Genomic DNA, 16,904 nt, shown 5'->3' with positions numbered 1-16,904 from the left:
CGGTATGACGATCCCGGAAACGATGGCGGCCGTATTGCTCACCGGCCATGGCGGTTTGGACAAGCTCGTCTATAGCATGGACGTGCCCGTCCCGAGACCCGCGGACGGCGAGGTTCTGATCCGCGTCACGGCCTGCGGCATGAACAATACCGACGTCTGGGTCCGCCAGGGCGCCTACGGCACCGAGGACGACCCGTCCGCCGTCTCCACATGGCGCAGGCAAGGCAATACGCTGACATTCCCGCGCATTCAGGGCACCGATACGGTCGGCCATGTCGTCGCCGTCGGCGCCGGCGTTAATCCGGCACGCATCGGCGAACGCGTCATGGTCGACTTCTCGATCTATAACCGCGACGACGATAGCCTCGCCGACATCGATTACATGGGCCATGGCCGCGACGGCGGTTATGCCGAATACATGGCACTGCCGGCCGAGAACGCCCATGTCGTTGCAACCGATCTGACCGACGTCGAACTCGCCACCTTCTGCTGTGCCTATCTGACCGGCGAGCGCATGTTGGAACGGGCAAGGCTTGTTGCCGGTGAACGCGTCCTCGTGACCGGCGCCTCGGGCGGCGTCGGCTCGGCGATCATCCAGCTCGCGCGTGCCCGCGGCGCCATCCCGATCGCGGTCGCCGGTCCCGGCAAGGAGACGGCGATGCTCGATATCGGCGCCGAGGCGATGGTGACCCGCGGCAAGGGCAATCTGGTCGAAGCCGTCCATTCCGCCAGCCGTGGCCAGCCGATCGATGTCGTCGCCGATCTCGTCGGCGGGCCGCTGTTCAACGATCTCCTGAAGATCCTGCGCCCCGAAGGCCGCTATACGACAGCCGGCGCCATCGCCGGCCCGGTCGTTCAGCTCGATTTGCGCACCATGTATCTGAAGCAGCTGGAGCTGCACGGCTCGAGCCAGGGAAGCCGCGCCGACTTCCGCCGGATCGTCGGCTACATCGAAAGCCGGAAGATCCGGCCTCTGGTCGGCGGCGTCTATCCGCTGTCGGAGTTCCACCGAGCGCAGACCGATTTCATGGCGAAGAACTTCGTGGGCAAATTGGTGGTGGTTCCCGACAACAGATGATCCTTGCTTTCGCGGCGAACCTTATCGGGTTTGCAGCGTTTCACGGCCATGGAAAATCATGATGGCACCGGGCTTTCGCTGCGTCGGACTATTTCGCAGCAAGGCGACGACATCCTTCCCGCGCCCTCACTCGAGGAGGCGGAACGGTCGTTCGCGCCAAAAGGTCGCTGATGCCAACCTCCGCCAGCACGAAACACCTGACGTCCATTGAACTTGGCAGAATTCGGCGCGCCGTCGGCATTGCGCGCCTGATGGATACTGCGGTCAGATTGCCTGTCGTCGGCGTGCGGATCGGCGCGGACTCGATTCTCGGCCTCATCCCGGCCGTCGGCGACGTTGCCACGTCACTCATCGGTCTTTACATCCTCAATGAGGCGCGGCGTCTCGGCATTCCCAACGACAAGCTTGCCCGCATGGCCGTCAATCTCGGGATCGACGCCGCCGGCGGCACAGTTCCCCTGCTTGGCGATCTCTTCGACGTCTATTTCAAATCTCATCGTCGAAACGTCGGCATCATTCTCGACCACTTTGGGATCAGCGAAGACGAGCTGAATCGGCGCATCTGACCGAGCCGGCGTCCCCTTGCAACTCCCCTGTCGAGGAATTTGTACGAGGCCGTCGGCGCCGGTTCCAACGAAGCCGCGCAACCGGTGCCCTCGCCTTAAAACGACGAGCAACCTGCAGAGGTGGCACTGAACTGGAGCGCCTTTGCTTAAAGTTCAGTCAGAGCGCCGGCCGTCTTCACTGCGTGGTCAAGAACGAATTGCAGCTTGGCCGCGTGGCCGAAACCAGGCTCATCCAGCTGCCCCTTTTGCACGGCATTTGCAAATCGCTGGAAATTGGTGATAACCGGTTCGACCTCGATCTTACGCCAGATTGCCTTGTCGGCATCGGGACCTTCACAAGCCCTAAGCGTCGACCCTTCAGGTGCATGCACCACCTCCAGCGCGCCCTTGTCTCCATGCAGGCGCAGGCGCAATTCGTTGAGATGGCCAGTCGCCCAGCGCGTTGCGTGGATGACGCCAGCCGCCCCGTTTTCGAGTTCAGCCATCATCAGGAAACTGTCGTTAGCATCGAGATCATACTCGCCGATCCGATTTCCGGGGCTCTTGTCGAACACCTTAAGATGCGATGCGGCAGCCTTGACGTCACTTCCGGCGGCAAAAACCGCGAAGTCGAGAATATGGATACCGACATCGCCCAGTACGCCATTGGAGCCGTGCTTTGTCGACAGCCGCCAAAGCCATTGCGATTCCTTGGTCCAGTCGCCCCACGCCTTTGAGACCAGCCAGCTCTGGAGATAGGACGCTTCGAAGTGGCGGATCGCGCCGAGGCGTCCGTCCAGCACCATCTCACGCGCTGCTTGCAGCGGCGCTACATTACGATAGGTAAGGTTTACCATCGTCACCTTGCCGGACGCAGCGGCAGCGTCGGCCATCTCTTTGGCTTCGCGGTAGTTAACCGCCAGCGGCTTCTCGCAGAGGACATGCTTGCCGGCGCCGAGTATCTTCATTGTCGTGGAATAATGCGCGCGATCCGGCGTGACATTGGTCACGGCGTCAAACTCTCCCCAGGCAAGGGCGTCATCAAGCGACGTGAAAGTAAGTGGGATACCATGCCTGAGCGCGAAGGCCCGCAGCCGGACCTCGTCCGTATCGACAGCAGCAACAATTTTTACGTCGGCGATTTCGGAAAAATTCATGGCATGGGTGTTTGCCCATCCTCCGGTTCCGAGAATGATCAAGCGCATTTTTGTCCTCATGGTCGTTTATCGAAATCATTACCGTCGTCTTTCACAACCGCCAGATGGTCTTGCCAAATGGAGAGCGACAACTGTCAGCGCAGTGTTTTCCCGGGCGACCGCACGCGTGGCGTCCACGCCCAAGGAAGGTGTTCAGTTCCTCAGCGGTAACCGGCTTCGCCGGCCTGGTGCAGTCTCGGGCCGCGTTCGACGATCGGCTCCAGTGCTTTTTCTACCGGGACATTTGGAGCATCGGTAATGCTCGTCAACGACCCCTCAGGGTTATAGGCCCACTTCACGCCGTTGATCAGCACCTTAAGTACCGCCCCGCCGCCCTGACGGAGAGCAACGTCTCGATACGGAAAGGGGACGTTGACGATTGTCCTGGCTGCGCCCATTTCGATCCTGCCCGTCGCACAAACCGTTGCCGCGTCTCGAGAGGCTTTGCGTCAGTTGCGTTTACAGCACGCGGGATCGGCCTGCTTTTCTAAAGCTGATCGATCGAAGGAACCTTGCCGGTCAGAAACGCCAGAGCTGCTGCGCCAACGAGGCCCGAGTTCTGATCCAACGCCGCCAGCATTACCCTGACATCCTTGAATGCCGGCATTGCCCATTGCGTGATGTAGCCTTGAATGCCGGGTTGCAGCCGATCGAACTCGTGGGAAAGCCCGCCTCCCATCACGATGATATCGGGACTGAAGATATGGATCAGGCTGGTGAAGCCGCGACCGAGAATTTCCGCTTCTTCGTCAATCAGTTGATTTGCGAGCCGATCGCCATCTCTTGCGGCTGCGAAAACGCTGCGGCTGTCGATGGCGCCGCCATCGCTGCCGATCGTCGTCCCGCTGGATTCCATCGCCCGCATTTGAGCGCGGCGCGCAAAAGCTGTTCCGGATCCGTAGGCCTCGAAACAACCGCTGTTGCCGCAGGGGCAAAGCTCTCCGTTCGGCACGACCGACATGTGCCCGACATGGGCTGCCATTCCCTTGCGGCCGCGCACGACGCGACCATCCGAGACAACGCCACCGCCAATGCCGGTGCTCACCGTGACATAGACCAGATTGTCGAGCCCCCTGCCGGCTCCGAACTGCCACTCGCCGATGGCAGCGGCAATCGCATCATTCTCGAGGTCGACCGGAAACGGAAACCGCTTCTGCAATTCCGCCTTCAGTGGAAAATCGACAAAGCCGGAGAGCGTCGGGATATTCGAGGCGACACCGGCGACCGTATCGAGCGGGCCCGGAGCGGATACGCCGACGCCCACTACCGAGGCAGGGTTCGATGCTGCAAGCAATCCATCTGTCAGGCCGCAGATTTGGGCGAGCACCCGGTCGGGGCCTGCCAGCGCATCCGTCGGTTCGGCTGCACGCGCCAGGATCCCGCCGTGCTCGTCGACGAGGGCAGCGCGCACCTGCGTCCCACCGAGGTCGATTCCAATGGCAATCTGCTGCATGTGAAGACCATGAGTTAGAGTGCGCGCACCCATGCCATCCGCTCGTCTAGCGACGGCGCATTGAAAGCCAGAGAACCGAGGACGACCGTTTCCGCACCCGACTGGCGCAGAAGAGGCACGGTGTGCTCGCGAATACCGCCGTCGGCCGCCAGCACGATCCGATGCGCCGCACCGCAGCCGTCGATGATTTGCTTTGCCTGCTGAAGCCGCGCGCCGGCCTTCTCGTCGAGGCCCTGGCCCTTCACGCCGATCGCCGTGCCGAGCAGCGTCACAAAGCGCAGCCGGGAAGCGTATTTCTCGACCCGTTCGACGGGGGTGTCGACCTTCAGCACCATGCCGGCGGCCACACCGCGGCGATCGAGAAGATCGAGAGCCTCGTCGGCGACGCTTTCGTTTTCGACATGAAGACTGATCAGGTCGCTGCCCGCATCGGCGAACTGCTCGATCTGCGACAGGAGGATGCTGTCGGCGACCATCAGGTGAACATGGATCGGGCGCGCGGACACTTTGCGCACACCGGCAACAAGATCAGGGAAAAACAACATTGCCGGTGCGAAGTGGCCATCGGCGACATCGATGTGGAGGACGTCGGCGTGAGGATCGACGCGTGCTAGATCGTCCGCCAGACGCACGAGATCGGCCGACCAGACGGAGAATTCGGCAATCAGGCGATCCTTCGGAAGATCCGCGATCCAGGTCTTGGAGGGGGGTGTCATTGTTTCAGAGCTCCTTCAGAAAATTGCCCATGGCAAGCCGGAAGTCGGCGACGTATTGCGTACGGCTCTCGGTCTTCGATGTGATCTGCACGAAGCGCGCGCCGGCAATCCGCTCGGCAAGAGCATGCGCGTAGGCGAAAGGATGAATGCTGTCCCGATCATGGCCGATAACCAGCGTCGGCAAGGTGAGATTGCCGACCTCCTCGTCGGTCACATCGGGACCATCATTGGAAATCCTGGTGAGCAGTTCGGCGGTCACATCCAAAGGAGAGCGGGAGAAAAAGCCGGCGAGCGAGGCCAGATTGTCCGGCGCCTCGGCGGCGAGCCGCACGCCAACCGGCCCGGCAAGGAAGGCGGTCTTTGCCTCATCCGGCGGCAGAGTTTTCAAAAGATGCCCGACTTCGGCGTTGGGTGCCATATTCTCCGGCGCGGATGCCGTCAGCCAGGCCGGCCTTGCGATGATCAGAGCCTTGACAAGATCCGGTCGCTTGACCGCGACACGTAAAGCGATCGCCGCGCCCATCGAGATGCCGCCGATCACGATCGGCGCCGTAAGGTCTTTTTCGATATAGGCGGCGATATCATCGCAGAAGGTCGCGATCGACAGCTGCTCCAGTTTGCCGGCTTGGGAATGGCCGTGCCCGCGCGCTTCGATCGTGACCCGGCGAAAACCTGCGTCGAGCGGAAAGACCTCATCGGTCTGCGCCGCGTCGCCGCATAGGCCGTGCTGGAAGATTATGGACGCGCCCTCGCCCGCCACATCCACATTGAGAATGGCCCCGTCGCTGGTTTCGAACGGTTGCGCCCGTCTCATCTGCCAGCCTCCGCAGAATTACCGTCGAGGCTATTCTTCAGGAAGGTTGCCACACCGGCCGCCTCCGAGGCCGAAAGACCATGCGTGACGAGACTGCCCTTAAAACCGATCGCCTTGAGACGGCCGAGATAATGCCCGTAGTCGAGCACACCCTTGCCGGCGGTCGCGAAACTACCGTCCGGATTGCGATCCTTCGCATGTGCCATGACGATCCGATCGGCCAGAAGGTCGATGGCGGAAGAGACGATGCTCCGCTGCTCATCCAGCGTCGCGACCTCGAAGAGATTGGCCGGATCGAGCACGATCTTGATGCGGGGGCTCTTCAGTGCCGCGATCAGCCGATAGGCTTTCTCAGCGGAGTTGACGACATTGGCAAGCTCGGGCTCGATGCCGAGATCGACCTCGTAGCGCTCGGCGATCTCGATGGCCGCCGCCATCGCCGCGAGGAGATCCCGCCAGGCCTCCGGCGTGTCGTTGTCGGCATGCGCCTTCCACTGGTCGATGGGGTCGCGTGTGCCGGTGCAAAGCGTTATCAGAGCCGTCGACATGCCGGCGCAGCGCTCAGCCAGCGTTGCCAGTCTGCGAAGGCCGGCCTCGCGCACGGCGGGGTCCGGATGGATCATGTTGAAGGTGCCGGAAACGGCAACGATCTCGACGCCGCTCTCGCGCGCCGCTTCGGCAATCGAGCGGACCTGGGCTTCCGTGATGATCTCCGGCATCGGCGAAAGGCCCGAGCAGGCCATATTATATTGTGCGCAGGTGAACCCGGCGCCGGCAACCGAAGCGAGAACCGTTGCGGGTTCCGTTCCCTCGAAGGTCTTTGCGAAGATGCCGAGCTTCATCACACGCCACCCGTGACGTCGGACAGCGCAACCGCCTTGCCGCTTTCGACGGAGCGCGCAACCGCGACCATGGCCCGGACGGATGCCAGGCCATCATCGATGTCGGCGCCTTCCATCACGGCACCATCCAGAATGGTGCGGGCGAAGCCTTCGACCTGACGGCGATAGAAATGGCCGTCAGCACCGAGAACGCGATGGGTGGCTCCATCCGCTTCTCGGAAAATGTCCACCTCGCTGGTCTTGTAGTACCACGGGTTATAGGTCTTGCCCAAAATGCTGCCGTTCTTGCCGTAGATCTGAAAGCCTTCGTGCCAGTCCATGCGCACCTGGACGGTGAGATCGAGATGGCCGAGTGTGCCGGAGGCAAATTCCACGTCCACGAACCAGCACCAGATACCGGCTCGCTCGGACAGACGAGCGTTGACGGAAACGATGTCGCCGGCGAAATAACGTGCCGTGTCGATCAGATGGCAACCGTGCGCAAGCATATAGTAGCGCCGCAGGTCGGCCTTCGGATTGGTGGAGGGTTTCTTCGCATTGGCGCTGGTGACGATCAGAGGCTGGACCGCATCGGTCATCGGATAGCGGTGCGTGCTGTCGCAATACCATGCTTTCAGAGCGACCATCTCGCCCATTTCATCGCGGATGAAGGATTTGGCAGTTTGAAGCCCTGCGTCGAAACGCTTCATGTGCCCGACCTGAAACACCTTTCCAGACTTGTCGACTGCGGCCTTCAGTTCAAGGCATTCCTCGATGGTGACGCCGACCGGTTTTTCGCAGAGGACATGTTTGCCCGCCTGAAGGGCGCGAAGGGAAGCCGGGACGTGAAAGGCATCGGCCGTCGCGATGACCACGGCATCGAGGTCGGGATCGGCCAGCATCTTATCGTAGTCGCCATAGGTTTTTTCCGCCCCGTGGGTGATGGCCATACGTTCGCGGAGATCCTCGGCAACGTCGCAAATTGCATAGAGGTCGGCATTGGCTGCCTTGGTGCAGCTCTCGAAGTGCGCGGCCTGGGCAATCTGGCCCGCTCCCAATACGCCGATGCGGAGACGTCGTTCCTGTTTTGCTGGCATCGATAAGCCCTTTGGATCGGATATTGAAGATGAATGCTGGTTTCGGCGTCGGATGGAATGCTTTCAAGACGTCGAACGTCGCCGGCGTCTTCTGGCCGGACCGCCACCGGCGTGTCGGCTCTCCCTCGTCACTTCACAGCGCCATATGTGTTTGAGGATTGAAAAAGTGAAGTTTCGCCGGGTCGATCGCCAGATCGATCGATTGGCCCGTCTCGACCGCGCTGACCGCTTCGAACCGCGCGACGGCGTTGGCGGCCCCGCTCAGGTCCTCGACGGCATCGGGATCGCCCGAGTCGATCCGGACCGCGTCGATCTTCAAATGCACGATCAACTCGGAGCCGAGCTCCTCGATCGACTTCACGACAACCGGGATCGTCGGATGGGAGGCGCCTGATGGCAATCGGCTGTCGTAGAGGTCCTCCGGCCTGACCCCAAAGATCACGTCCTTTCCCTCGAAAGCGGATAGACCAGGAGCACGCTCGAAGGCGCCGTCGGACAAGGGAATGGAGAAGCCCGATAGATGGATCCGCCCGCTCGCCAGACGCCCTTCGAAAAGGTTCATCGACGGCGAACCGATAAAACCCGCCACAAACGCATTGACCGGGCGGTGATACAGAGCCTTGGGCGTATCCACCTGCTGAAGCACGCCGCCCTTCAGCACCGCGACTCGATCGCCCATGGTCAGCGCTTCGGTCTGGTCATGGGTCACGTAGATCGTCGTCACGCCCAGCTGTCTCTGCAGGCTGGCGATCTCCGCCCGCATCTGAACACGCAGCTTCGCATCAAGGTTCGACAGCGGTTCATCCATGAGAAATGCCGCGGGCTCGCGGACCATGGCGCGGCCCATCGCAACACGCTGGCGCTGGCCGCCGGAAAGCTGCGCGGGCTTGTTGCCCAGCAAGGATTCCAGCTGCAGGATCTTGGCGATCTCATGCACGCGCTTGGTGCGTTCGGCCTTGTTCTTTCCGGCCAGCTTCATCGAAAAGGCGATGTTGTCGAAGACGGTCATGTGCGGATAAAGCGCATAGCTCTGAAAGACCATGGCAATGTCCCGGTCCTTGGGCGCGAGATCGACGACATCCTGACCGCCGATGCTCAATGTTCCGCTGCTGATTTCCTCGAGCCCGGCAATCATGCGCAGAGCGGTCGATTTTCCGCATCCGGACGGCCCGACCAGAATCAGAAACTCGCCATCATGGATCGTCAGGCTCAGATCCTTGATCGCATGGTAGCTGTTTCCATAGGTCTTGCAGATTTTGTCGAGTACAACCACAGCCACGTCTCGTCCTCCCGTACCAGTCCGGATCACATCTTCAAACGGCGCTCCCCGCCGTCTCCGATCCTTTTGACAAGAAAGCTCAGGCCTGAGCTTCAAAGTCAACTAAAGAATCCACGACAATCCGCTGATGATCACAAGACATTCATTATATCCTTTTGAAAAACATAGGTCTTTTAAAGGAAATTGATATTTTATTGCGGGATTATATTTTTTGCCGCGCGTAACTTTTTTGACCAGCATTAGAGGTGTCGGGAGATCGCTCAATGCGATTCAATGACACGTCACCCATGAGGCTTTGCTCAGTCGGCCGACCGGCGCCGACATCCGTCGCCGTGCTTCATTTTTGGTATCCCGACATCGGGAGCGGCGCAGGCGCATTCTCTGCCGTCATCCATGCCAGGCATGTCTGGTGATCCGGCAGGCCCTTGCGCCCTCCCCGTGCGGTCACGGAAATGGCGGCCGCCGCCGTGGCATAGACAGTGCAATCAAGCGGGCTCTTGCCCCTCGCGAGGGCGAGAGCGTAGGCACCGTGAAAACAATCACCGGCGCCGGTCGTGTCGACCGCCTGAACCTGATAGGCCGGCACATGCCATCGGATGGCATCACCTTTCTGGCGGAGATAGGTCCCTCGTTCGCCATCGGTGAGGACAACCGCGGACCGATCCGCGGACCAGAGCTTGTTCAGGATCACCGTTGGATCACCCTCGCCGGTGTACTCCTGCGCAAAGGCGAGCGGCAGCACCAGATGGTCAGCGAAAGCCAGGATCTGATCGGTCGCGGCACCGACCGTCCATTCGATATCGGCTATCACGGCAAGGCCCAAGGCGCGTGCGCGCGCCACGACACTTTCCGAGTGCGTGGCATAACCATCGATCAGCAGTACCGGGGCCTGCATCAGAACATCATCGGGCAGCGCATCCGACGTGCCGTGCAGCACATCGTCGTCATAAGCGATGAACCGGTCGCCGTCGGGACCGACCGTGATCACCGAGCGGATCGGCGCGGCATCCACGTGGCGGGGAGCCAGCGATATGTCGACGCCGTCCCGCTCGAGTTCGCTGCCCGCCACGTCGGCCGCCCGCTCATCGCCGAGCCAGCCGATGAAGCCGGCGCGCCCGCCAAGCCGGGCGACGGCAACCAGCGCCGTCGCCACGTTGCCGCCATGGTCCGTGACGCGCTTCGTCACCTTGCCCTTGCCGGCCGCCAGCCCCCGATCGACATAGATGATGTCATCGATTGCCAGGGCGCCGAAGCCCAGAACCTGGAAGGGGCGCGACACTCTCAAGCACCGGCCGCCGCCAGCGCATCCTCCGGCGTCATGCCCTTATGAATGACGAATTTGAAGGCGCGTGCGGCCATGGTCGTATCGCCGTGTCCCCAAAGGTTGCGGCCGACGACCGCGCCTTTAGCTCCAGCGCGCAATGCTTCCGACGTCTGGACGAGCGCTCCGAGCAGCGTATCGGTCTTCGGGCCGCCGGCGATCACGACCGGGATCGGGCAGGTCGCAACGGTCTCGCGGAAGGATTCGAAATCGCCGGTATAGCCGACCTTGATCACGTCGACGCCGGTCTCGAAGCCGATGCGCACCGCATAGGCAATCTCATCCGGGGTGAACACGATCTTGCCGCCGTCGGAGAAATCGCGGGGATAGACATGGGCGACGACCGGCATCTCGAAGCGGGCGGCGGCGTTGACCGTATCGGTGAGCCAGCGAATGTACTCCCCTTCGGTGGCGCCGCGCACGGGAATGGCGACAGCCAGTGCGTCCGCACCATAACGCACCGCGTCTTCCGGGGTCGCAATGAGCTGGCGAATGCGGTCGTCGGCGGTGAAGCAACCGCCCTGAATGACCAGCGCTGCCTTTCCGGCATATTCCGACCAGAGGTGGCGCGCCGCGCCAGGCTGGATGCTGATGTAGTCGGGGCCTCCCGCCATGACGCGTCTCAGCGCACCCGGCAGATCGGCAAGCCCGCCCTCACGCACATTGCCGTAACCGACAAAATGATCGACGGCGCCTCCGAACAGATGACCCGATGGGTTCGAGAACAGGCGTGCGAGGCGGACTTTGGTTCCGAGACCCATGGCGATACTTCCTTTGTGATGGCGGCCTTTGCGATTGCTGGCGCCGATGCTGGCAAAACCCTAACTCGAAAACAAACAAATATTCAATATTTCGATTTCTTTCGTTTTCACATGAATGATGAATTTTTGTCGTGCATTTTTGTCATCGAACGGCTATTTCTGCAGCAGGTGCCGTGGAATGAGACGGCGAACTTTCGTTTTTCACAAGTCGCATTGTTGCAAATAACGGCAGTCGGGATCACATATGCTTGCAGAACAGAGGCGGCAGCAGATCATGCTGGAACTTCAACGGGTCGGCCAGGCACGCACCCGCCAACTGGCAGAATTCTTCGAGGTCTCGGAAGTGACGATCCGCTCCGATCTCGAAATCATGGACGCCAAGAAGCAGCTGATCAAAACGCATGGCGGGGCAATCGCCCTGCCGTCCGACTCGCCGGCAGCGGCCTTCGAGGAACGCATGCAGCGCAATTTCGATGCGAAGCGACGCATCGCCCAGATGGCTGCGCGACAGATCATCGATAACCAGTCGATCGTTTTCGACAGCGGTTCGACCCTGCTGCAGGTGGCCATGCAGATGCCACCGGTCAACAACGTCGTGGTCGCGACAACGGCAATGAATATCGCCCAGCATCTGATGTACCGGCCAGGGCTCGACGTGCACATGATCGGCGGCCGCGTGTTTCCCAGCACCGTGAGCACGATCGTACAGGATTCCGACAAGGCGGTCGGCGGTCTCGTCGCCCATCAGGCTTTTGTTGGCGCCCACGCGATCGATCAGGCCTTCGATGTCGTCGACGTGTCCGAGGACGTGGCGCGGACCAAGCGCAACCTGGTTCGCATGGCCCGGCGTGTTGTCCTCGTGGCGGATTCGAGCAAATTTGACATCGGCGCTTCCTCCAAAGCCTTTTCGCTGTCGCGCGTCGATCTGATCATCACGGACAGCAATATGCCGCACAGCATTCGCCACAGGCTCGACAAGCTGGGCGTGGAGGTTCGCTACGCGTGACCTCCAGTCCACCTCCCCAATTTACAAGAGAGACAGGAGAGGCTTTGGTGTCGACGGATAGCTTTGGCCGACGCCACGGACTACGAGATGGGCTAAAACCCGAGATGTCGAAGCGTCTCGCGGTTCGCTCGAACGGCAGCTGCAGGATCGGTTGCGGCATGGTCCGATTCTTCTTCCACCACGATCCAGCCGATAAAGTTCGGCGCATCCCGAACGGCCGAAATCACGGCAGGCACGTCGCAGACGCCTTCGCCGAGCATCGCCCAGAGCCCGCCGGCGTCAACATCCTTCAGATGCACGTAGCGGATCCGGTCCCGGTGGGCGGCCAGCGTGTCGCCGATCTGCTGGCCGCCACGCAGGATATGGCCGGTATCCGGCACCCAACCCACTTGTGGATCCAACAGAGCAAACAGGCGGTCATAGTCGTTCCGGGTGAAGAGGAGCGTGTTGTGGTGCGAGGAAGGATGGACAGCTACAGCGACGCAAGCCGACTGTCCGATCTCGGTCGCACGATTGTAGCACTCGGCCGCAATGGCGAATTTCTCATCGCGCGGACCGTCCAAGACGACCGTCGCCGATCCCATCGATATCATCGCGCCGGGAAAATTCGCCGCGAAATCGACCCATCGCCGCGCCGTGTCGAGATCGGAGGCAATCTTTTCCGCCACCGTGAAGCCGCTGGGGGAGCCGAAGGCAAAGGAAACCAGCGCCAAGCCGGCATCCGTCAGGGCGCGGGCAAAGTCGGCAGGCTTGAGCGCGTAGTGACCGATCATCGTGTCGGTGATTTCGATACCGGCATATCCGCCATCGGCGACGGCGCGCACCAGATCGTCCGGACCGCCGCCCCAATCTGTCCCCAGCATCTCCCAGGTGAATGTCTGGCAGCCGATCTGCAGCTCAGCATTTTTCATATCTTAGTCCTGACCTGTCCATTGATGCAGCCGATACCGAAGCAGCAGCTTCCGCGCATGCAATCCTCGGGGCTTCGCCGGCCTTGCCGAAAATCCCTTCCGCCTGGAGAGGTGGCCGGGACCGGAACGGCGGGCTCTGCAGCGGGGATTGCGACGCCAGCGTCTTGCCATTACGTATGGTCAAATGTTAGCGTACGTCAATATATTTCATTCCTTGCGATTAAAATATAACGCTCAACCCTTCGCAGCCGCAACGGCAAAATCAGGTTCTTAGATGGCACAGACCAATGGTATGAAACTCAGGATCGGCGTTGTCGGATGCGGCAATATTTCGCTCGCCTATATGCGCAACGCGCCGCTGTTTTGCGGCGTCGAAATCATCGCCTGTGCCGATCTTAACGCAGACGCCGCCAAGCGTCGCGCGGCGGAGTTCAATTTGCGCGCGGCCGACGTCGATAGCCTCATTGACGATAAGAACATCGACCTCATCCTCAACCTGACGATCCCGGCTGCGCATTTTGACGTTTCGATGCGGGCTCTGTCGGCAGGCAAGCATGTCTTCACGGAGAAGCCACTCGGCGTCACGGCCGCAGAAGGACGCGGCTTGGTGGATGCGGCCGCGGCGAAGGGCCTCATGCTCGGCTCGGCGCCAGACACGTTCCTCGGCGCGGCCGGACGCCATGCCCGGCGGCAGATGGAAGCCGGCGCCATCGGCAAGCCGGTGACCGGGACCGCCTTCATGATGGGGCGCGGCATGGAGCACTGGCATCCGGATCCCAGCTTTTATTACCAGGCCGGCGCAGGCCCGCTGATGGATATGGGCCCCTATTATCTGACGATGATGGTCAATCTGATGGGGCCGATCCGTCGTGTGCAGGCCGTCGCCACAAGCGCTCAGGAAGAGCGACTCATCACGGCGGAGGGACCGAAGCAGGGCACCACGTTCAAGGTCGGCACGCCGACCAGCGTGCTGTCGCTGCTGGAATTCGATTGCGGTGCTACGGTCACCTTCGGCACCTCCTGGGACGTATTTCGCCACTCCAACCATCCCATCGAACTCCACGGCACCGAAGGCTCGCTGCGCCTGCCCGACCCCGACAATTTCGGCGGCTCCGTCGGGCTCTCCGGCCGGGGCGCGCCCTGGCAGGAAACGGATACATCAGGCGAACTTTTCGGTGCCGTCAATTGGCCGATCACAGCGCCTGATCGTGCCAACTATCGCATGCTTGGTCTTGCCGATCTCGCACGCGCAATCATCGAAGGCCGTAAGCCGCGCGCTTCGGGCGATCTCGCGCTGCATGTGCTCGAAGTCATGGAAGCGATCCTGCGTGCCGGCGAAACCGGTGCCGCGCAGACCATTTCGGGTATAGTCGCGCAGCCGAGGGAATTGCGGGAAGACGAAGCGAGGAGTTTGCTCAAATGACACAACTGGATGAATCCGCCAAACGCGCGCTTGCATGGCCTGGCGATCCGGAAACGCCGGTCGAAAACTGCACGCCGGCGCTGGCGCGGCAGCAATATCTGGATAGTTTCGCAGCCATCCAGCGGCCGCTCGAAGACGTGGCCGAGATCCTGGAAAGGCATTTGGGCGCAATCAGGTTGAAGATATGGCGCGGACGGACCGCGCCACGCCAGGCCGCACCGGCCTTGCTTTATCTCCATGGCGGCGGCTTTGTGATCGGCGCGCCGGAAACCCATGAGGATATCTGCCGGACGCTTGCCAATATGGCAGGCGCCGTCGTGGTTTCGCCCGACTATCGCCTGGCCCCGGAACACCCCTTTCCCGCTGCCATTGACGATTGCGCCGCCACACTCGTCTGGATGACGGAGGAGGCTGATGCGCTCGGCATCGATCCCCTGCGGATTATCGTCGCCGGCGATAGCGCCGGCGGCAATCTGGCCGCCGTCGTCGCCCTGCTGGCGCGGGACGGACAGGTGCCGCCTGTCATCGGACAGGCGCTGATCTATCCGGTGACCGACCAGTTGCAGACAAGCGACAGCTACTCACGTTACGAAGAGGATTTCGGCCTGACGGCAGCCGCGATGAAATGGTTCCGAGACCACTATCTGCCCGACGCCGCGAGCCGGTCGGACTGGCGCGCCTCGCCGCTTAACGTAGCGTCGCTGGCGGGCGTGGCGCCGGCTCTGGTGATCCTTGCCGGACATGACGTGCTGTTCGACGAAGGGGCCGCTTATGCCGAGCGGCTCAGCACCGAAGCGAAGGCAACGACCCGGACCTGGCCCGGGCAGATCCATGGCTTCGTGTCGAAGAGACGGGCCATTCCGGAGGGGCAAGAGGCCCTCGAAGCCATCGCAACGGGATGGCGCGTCATGGACCCAGCGCTTGCCCGTTGACGTGGAAACCCGTGCCGGCCTTAAGCCGACTCGCGCATGACCAGCGTTGCTTCGAGGATCACCTTGTTCGTCACAGGGGTCGTTCCATCATCCTCGCTCTCGATATGCGCCAGCAAAAGCTCCACGGATTTCGCGGCGATCTCCGGCGCGTTCTGGGCCATGGTCGTCAACGACGGACAGGTATATCGGCTCAGCGGGTGATCGTCGTGCCCGGCAATGCGCACGTCGCAATCGTCATTCCGGCCGATTTTCAGTCCCGACGCGAATGCGGCTGCCATCGCGCCGAAAGCGAAGCGGTCGTTGGCGCATAGCAGCGTTTTGCCCGGAAGACCGCCATTCGCAAGAATTCTCTGCATCTGCTCGTATCCGAGACGCTCGAATTCCCAGGAAGGCGGCGCGTCGCAATCGATGACGAGCGGGGAATGCCCTTCCCTCGCCATGGTCGCGCGGTAACCCGCCTGCCGCTCGCCGGCATTTTCGGTCATATGCGGAATTTCCAGGAAGATCGGCGGCTCACCGGACCGGCAGAGATATTGCACAATGGCTGCCATGCTTTGCGCGTTGTCGTTGCCGACATAAGGAAGGTCGGCGTCGGCAGGATTGTCGAAGCAGACGACAGGTATGGCATCCCTCAGCCTTTCCAGCGCGGAACGGCGCGAACCGGCTCCGAGCGGCGCCACGATCGCACCCGCGACCTTCAGCGAGAGCAAGGTCCGAACGGCCTCCGCCTCCAGGTCCGGCCGCGTATGCGAAGAAATCTGGACAGGCCAGAATCCCTTTTCGCGCAACTCCAGCTCGATCAGCGACACGACCTGCACATAAAAGGGATCCGACATGGTCGGGACCAGAATCCCGATATTCCTGGTCCGCTTGCGATTGAGATGCCGCGCGAAAAGATTCGGCTCGAAATGCGACTTCTTCAGAGCCGCCTCGATACGCTTGCGGGTCACCTCCTTGATCTGCGAGGGATCATCGAAATATTTCGACAAGGTCGGACGCGATACGCCGGAGGCGCTCGCGAAGTCGTCCATCGATTTATAACTTTTCTTGGCCATTCAATTCCTTATTGGCGGGACGACGACAACTGATCGGGAACGATTTCGCACTCAACGGCAGATCAGCCGACGCGCCAAATCACGCATTCGGCAATTTGTACAGGTCAGCTTCGTTTTCCGGAATCGTCGAAAATCCACGCATAAACTGGCGTGACTTTTTGTGCAGGCTCTACCCTCCCTTTCGAAAATCGAAATATTCCCTCCATTTGCGACTTTTGCAGTCTGCGCCGCGTGGTTGCAAAAGGCGCTTGTTTCGGCACCCAAAATTCGAAAATTTGCAATGAAGAAGCCGGGTGCCACGCTTTTCATTTTGTTGGGTAAACTTTCATTTGTTTACGAAAGTAAAGAAAAAATGCGTCACAAGCAATACAAATGCTGCAGAAAAACACTGATGATGTCAATCAATTTTATGATTTTTTATCAATGATTTAACGCATCACGGGCCGTGAATGCCAGCCTCCCATCTTTTCCTGATCGCAGTTCTTCATTGACAGAC

General features: G+C 60.9%; 16 protein-coding genes and 1 pseudogene. 5 read left to right on the top strand and 12 right to left on the bottom strand.

Annotated elements, in window-relative coordinates; translation table 11 throughout:
- The first annotated feature begins 4 nt into the window (after window positions 1-4).
- Window positions 5-1,078 (top strand): alcohol dehydrogenase family protein, encoded by a 1,074-nt coding sequence (locus RlegSU303_RS24735; RefSeq protein ID WP_131718952.1) that lies wholly within the window; start codon window positions 5-7, stop codon window positions 1,076-1,078.
- 170 nt (window positions 1,079-1,248) lie between these two features.
- Window positions 1,249-1,644: a DUF4112 domain-containing protein gene (locus RlegSU303_RS24730; RefSeq protein ID WP_131718953.1), complete on the top strand. Its 396-nt coding sequence runs from the start codon at window positions 1,249-1,251 to the stop codon at window positions 1,642-1,644.
- Window positions 1,645-1,790: 146 nt separating this feature from the next.
- Here RlegSU303_RS24730 and RlegSU303_RS24725 read toward each other — a convergent pair whose 3' ends face one another.
- The 10 genes and pseudogenes from RlegSU303_RS24725 to RlegSU303_RS24680 all read right to left on the bottom strand — a co-directional run bounded on the left by RlegSU303_RS24725 (window position 1,791) and on the right by RlegSU303_RS24680 (window position 11,081).
- Window positions 1,791-2,828, bottom strand: a complete 1,038-nt coding sequence (locus RlegSU303_RS24725) for a Gfo/Idh/MocA family protein (protein WP_131718954.1) — start codon at window positions 2,826-2,828, stop codon at window positions 1,791-1,793.
- Between the two features lie 152 nt (window positions 2,829-2,980).
- Window positions 2,981-3,142: pseudogene (locus RlegSU303_RS24720) on the bottom strand (ThuA domain-containing protein); the annotation flags it as partial.
- A 164-nt stretch (window positions 3,143-3,306) separates the two neighbouring features.
- Window positions 3,307-4,272, bottom strand: a complete 966-nt coding sequence (locus RlegSU303_RS24715) for an ROK family protein (RefSeq protein ID WP_094088156.1) — start codon at window positions 4,270-4,272, stop codon at window positions 3,307-3,309.
- A gap of 14 nt (window positions 4,273-4,286) precedes the next feature.
- Window positions 4,287-4,988 (bottom strand): ribulose-phosphate 3-epimerase, encoded by a 702-nt coding sequence (locus tag RlegSU303_RS24710; protein ID WP_094088157.1) that lies wholly within the window; start codon window positions 4,986-4,988, stop codon window positions 4,287-4,289.
- Window positions 4,989-4,992: 4 nt separating this feature from the next.
- Window positions 4,993-5,802 carry an alpha/beta fold hydrolase gene (locus RlegSU303_RS24705; protein ID WP_017956599.1) on the bottom strand — a complete coding sequence of 270 codons (810 nt, stop codon included), beginning with the start codon at window positions 5,800-5,802 and terminating at the stop codon, window positions 4,993-4,995.
- On the bottom strand, window positions 5,799-6,644 hold the full coding sequence (locus RlegSU303_RS24700; RefSeq protein WP_131718955.1) for a sugar phosphate isomerase/epimerase family protein: 846 nt from the start codon (window positions 6,642-6,644) through the stop codon (window positions 5,799-5,801). The genes RlegSU303_RS24705 and RlegSU303_RS24700 overlap by 4 nt, the downstream gene beginning before the upstream one ends.
- Window positions 6,644-7,720: a Gfo/Idh/MocA family protein gene (locus RlegSU303_RS24695; RefSeq protein WP_131718956.1), complete on the bottom strand. Its 1,077-nt coding sequence runs from the start codon at window positions 7,718-7,720 to the stop codon at window positions 6,644-6,646. The genes RlegSU303_RS24700 and RlegSU303_RS24695 overlap by 1 nt, the downstream gene beginning before the upstream one ends.
- A gap of 133 nt (window positions 7,721-7,853) precedes the next feature.
- Window positions 7,854-8,999: an ABC transporter ATP-binding protein gene (locus RlegSU303_RS24690; protein ID WP_029871177.1), complete on the bottom strand. Its 1,146-nt coding sequence runs from the start codon at window positions 8,997-8,999 to the stop codon at window positions 7,854-7,856.
- Between the two features lie 337 nt (window positions 9,000-9,336).
- Complete coding sequence (locus tag RlegSU303_RS24685) at window positions 9,337-10,278, bottom strand: PfkB family carbohydrate kinase (protein ID WP_131719021.1); 942 nt, start codon at window positions 10,276-10,278, stop codon at window positions 9,337-9,339.
- A gap of 2 nt (window positions 10,279-10,280) precedes the next feature.
- Entirely contained in the window at window positions 10,281-11,081 is an 801-nt protein-coding gene (locus tag RlegSU303_RS24680) for a class I fructose-bisphosphate aldolase (protein ID WP_094088162.1), read from the bottom strand.
- Between the two features lie 244 nt (window positions 11,082-11,325).
- Between RlegSU303_RS24680 and RlegSU303_RS24675 the strand changes: the two genes are divergently transcribed.
- Window positions 11,326-12,087 (top strand): DeoR/GlpR family DNA-binding transcription regulator, encoded by a 762-nt coding sequence (locus RlegSU303_RS24675; RefSeq protein WP_003550157.1) that lies wholly within the window; start codon window positions 11,326-11,328, stop codon window positions 12,085-12,087.
- A 92-nt stretch (window positions 12,088-12,179) separates the two neighbouring features.
- Here RlegSU303_RS24675 and RlegSU303_RS24670 read toward each other — a convergent pair whose 3' ends face one another.
- A complete protein-coding gene (locus tag RlegSU303_RS24670; RefSeq protein ID WP_131718957.1) occupies window positions 12,180-12,998 on the bottom strand; it encodes a sugar phosphate isomerase/epimerase family protein in 819 nt (272 codons plus the stop codon).
- A 274-nt stretch (window positions 12,999-13,272) separates the two neighbouring features.
- On the opposite strand from RlegSU303_RS24670, the gene RlegSU303_RS24665 reads away from it, so the two are divergent.
- Complete coding sequence (locus RlegSU303_RS24665; protein ID WP_094088164.1) at window positions 13,273-14,421, top strand: Gfo/Idh/MocA family protein; 1,149 nt, start codon at window positions 13,273-13,275, stop codon at window positions 14,419-14,421.
- Complete coding sequence (locus RlegSU303_RS24660) at window positions 14,418-15,353, top strand: alpha/beta hydrolase (RefSeq protein ID WP_094088165.1); 936 nt, start codon at window positions 14,418-14,420, stop codon at window positions 15,351-15,353. The genes RlegSU303_RS24665 and RlegSU303_RS24660 overlap by 4 nt, the downstream gene beginning before the upstream one ends.
- A gap of 20 nt (window positions 15,354-15,373) precedes the next feature.
- On the opposite strand, the gene RlegSU303_RS24655 is transcribed toward RlegSU303_RS24660, so the two are convergent.
- Window positions 15,374-16,408 carry a LacI family DNA-binding transcriptional regulator gene (locus tag RlegSU303_RS24655; RefSeq protein WP_094088166.1) on the bottom strand — a complete coding sequence of 345 codons (1,035 nt, stop codon included), beginning with the start codon at window positions 16,406-16,408 and terminating at the stop codon, window positions 15,374-15,376.
- Between the last annotated feature and the right edge of the window lie 496 nt (window positions 16,409-16,904).

The sequence above is a fragment of the Rhizobium sp. SU303 genome (assembly GCF_021052345.1).
GTDB lineage: Bacteria > Pseudomonadota > Alphaproteobacteria > Rhizobiales > Rhizobiaceae > Rhizobium > Rhizobium laguerreae.
Note: the sequence above shows the minus strand (reverse complement) of the source record. Positions and strands in the feature narration are given on the sequence as shown.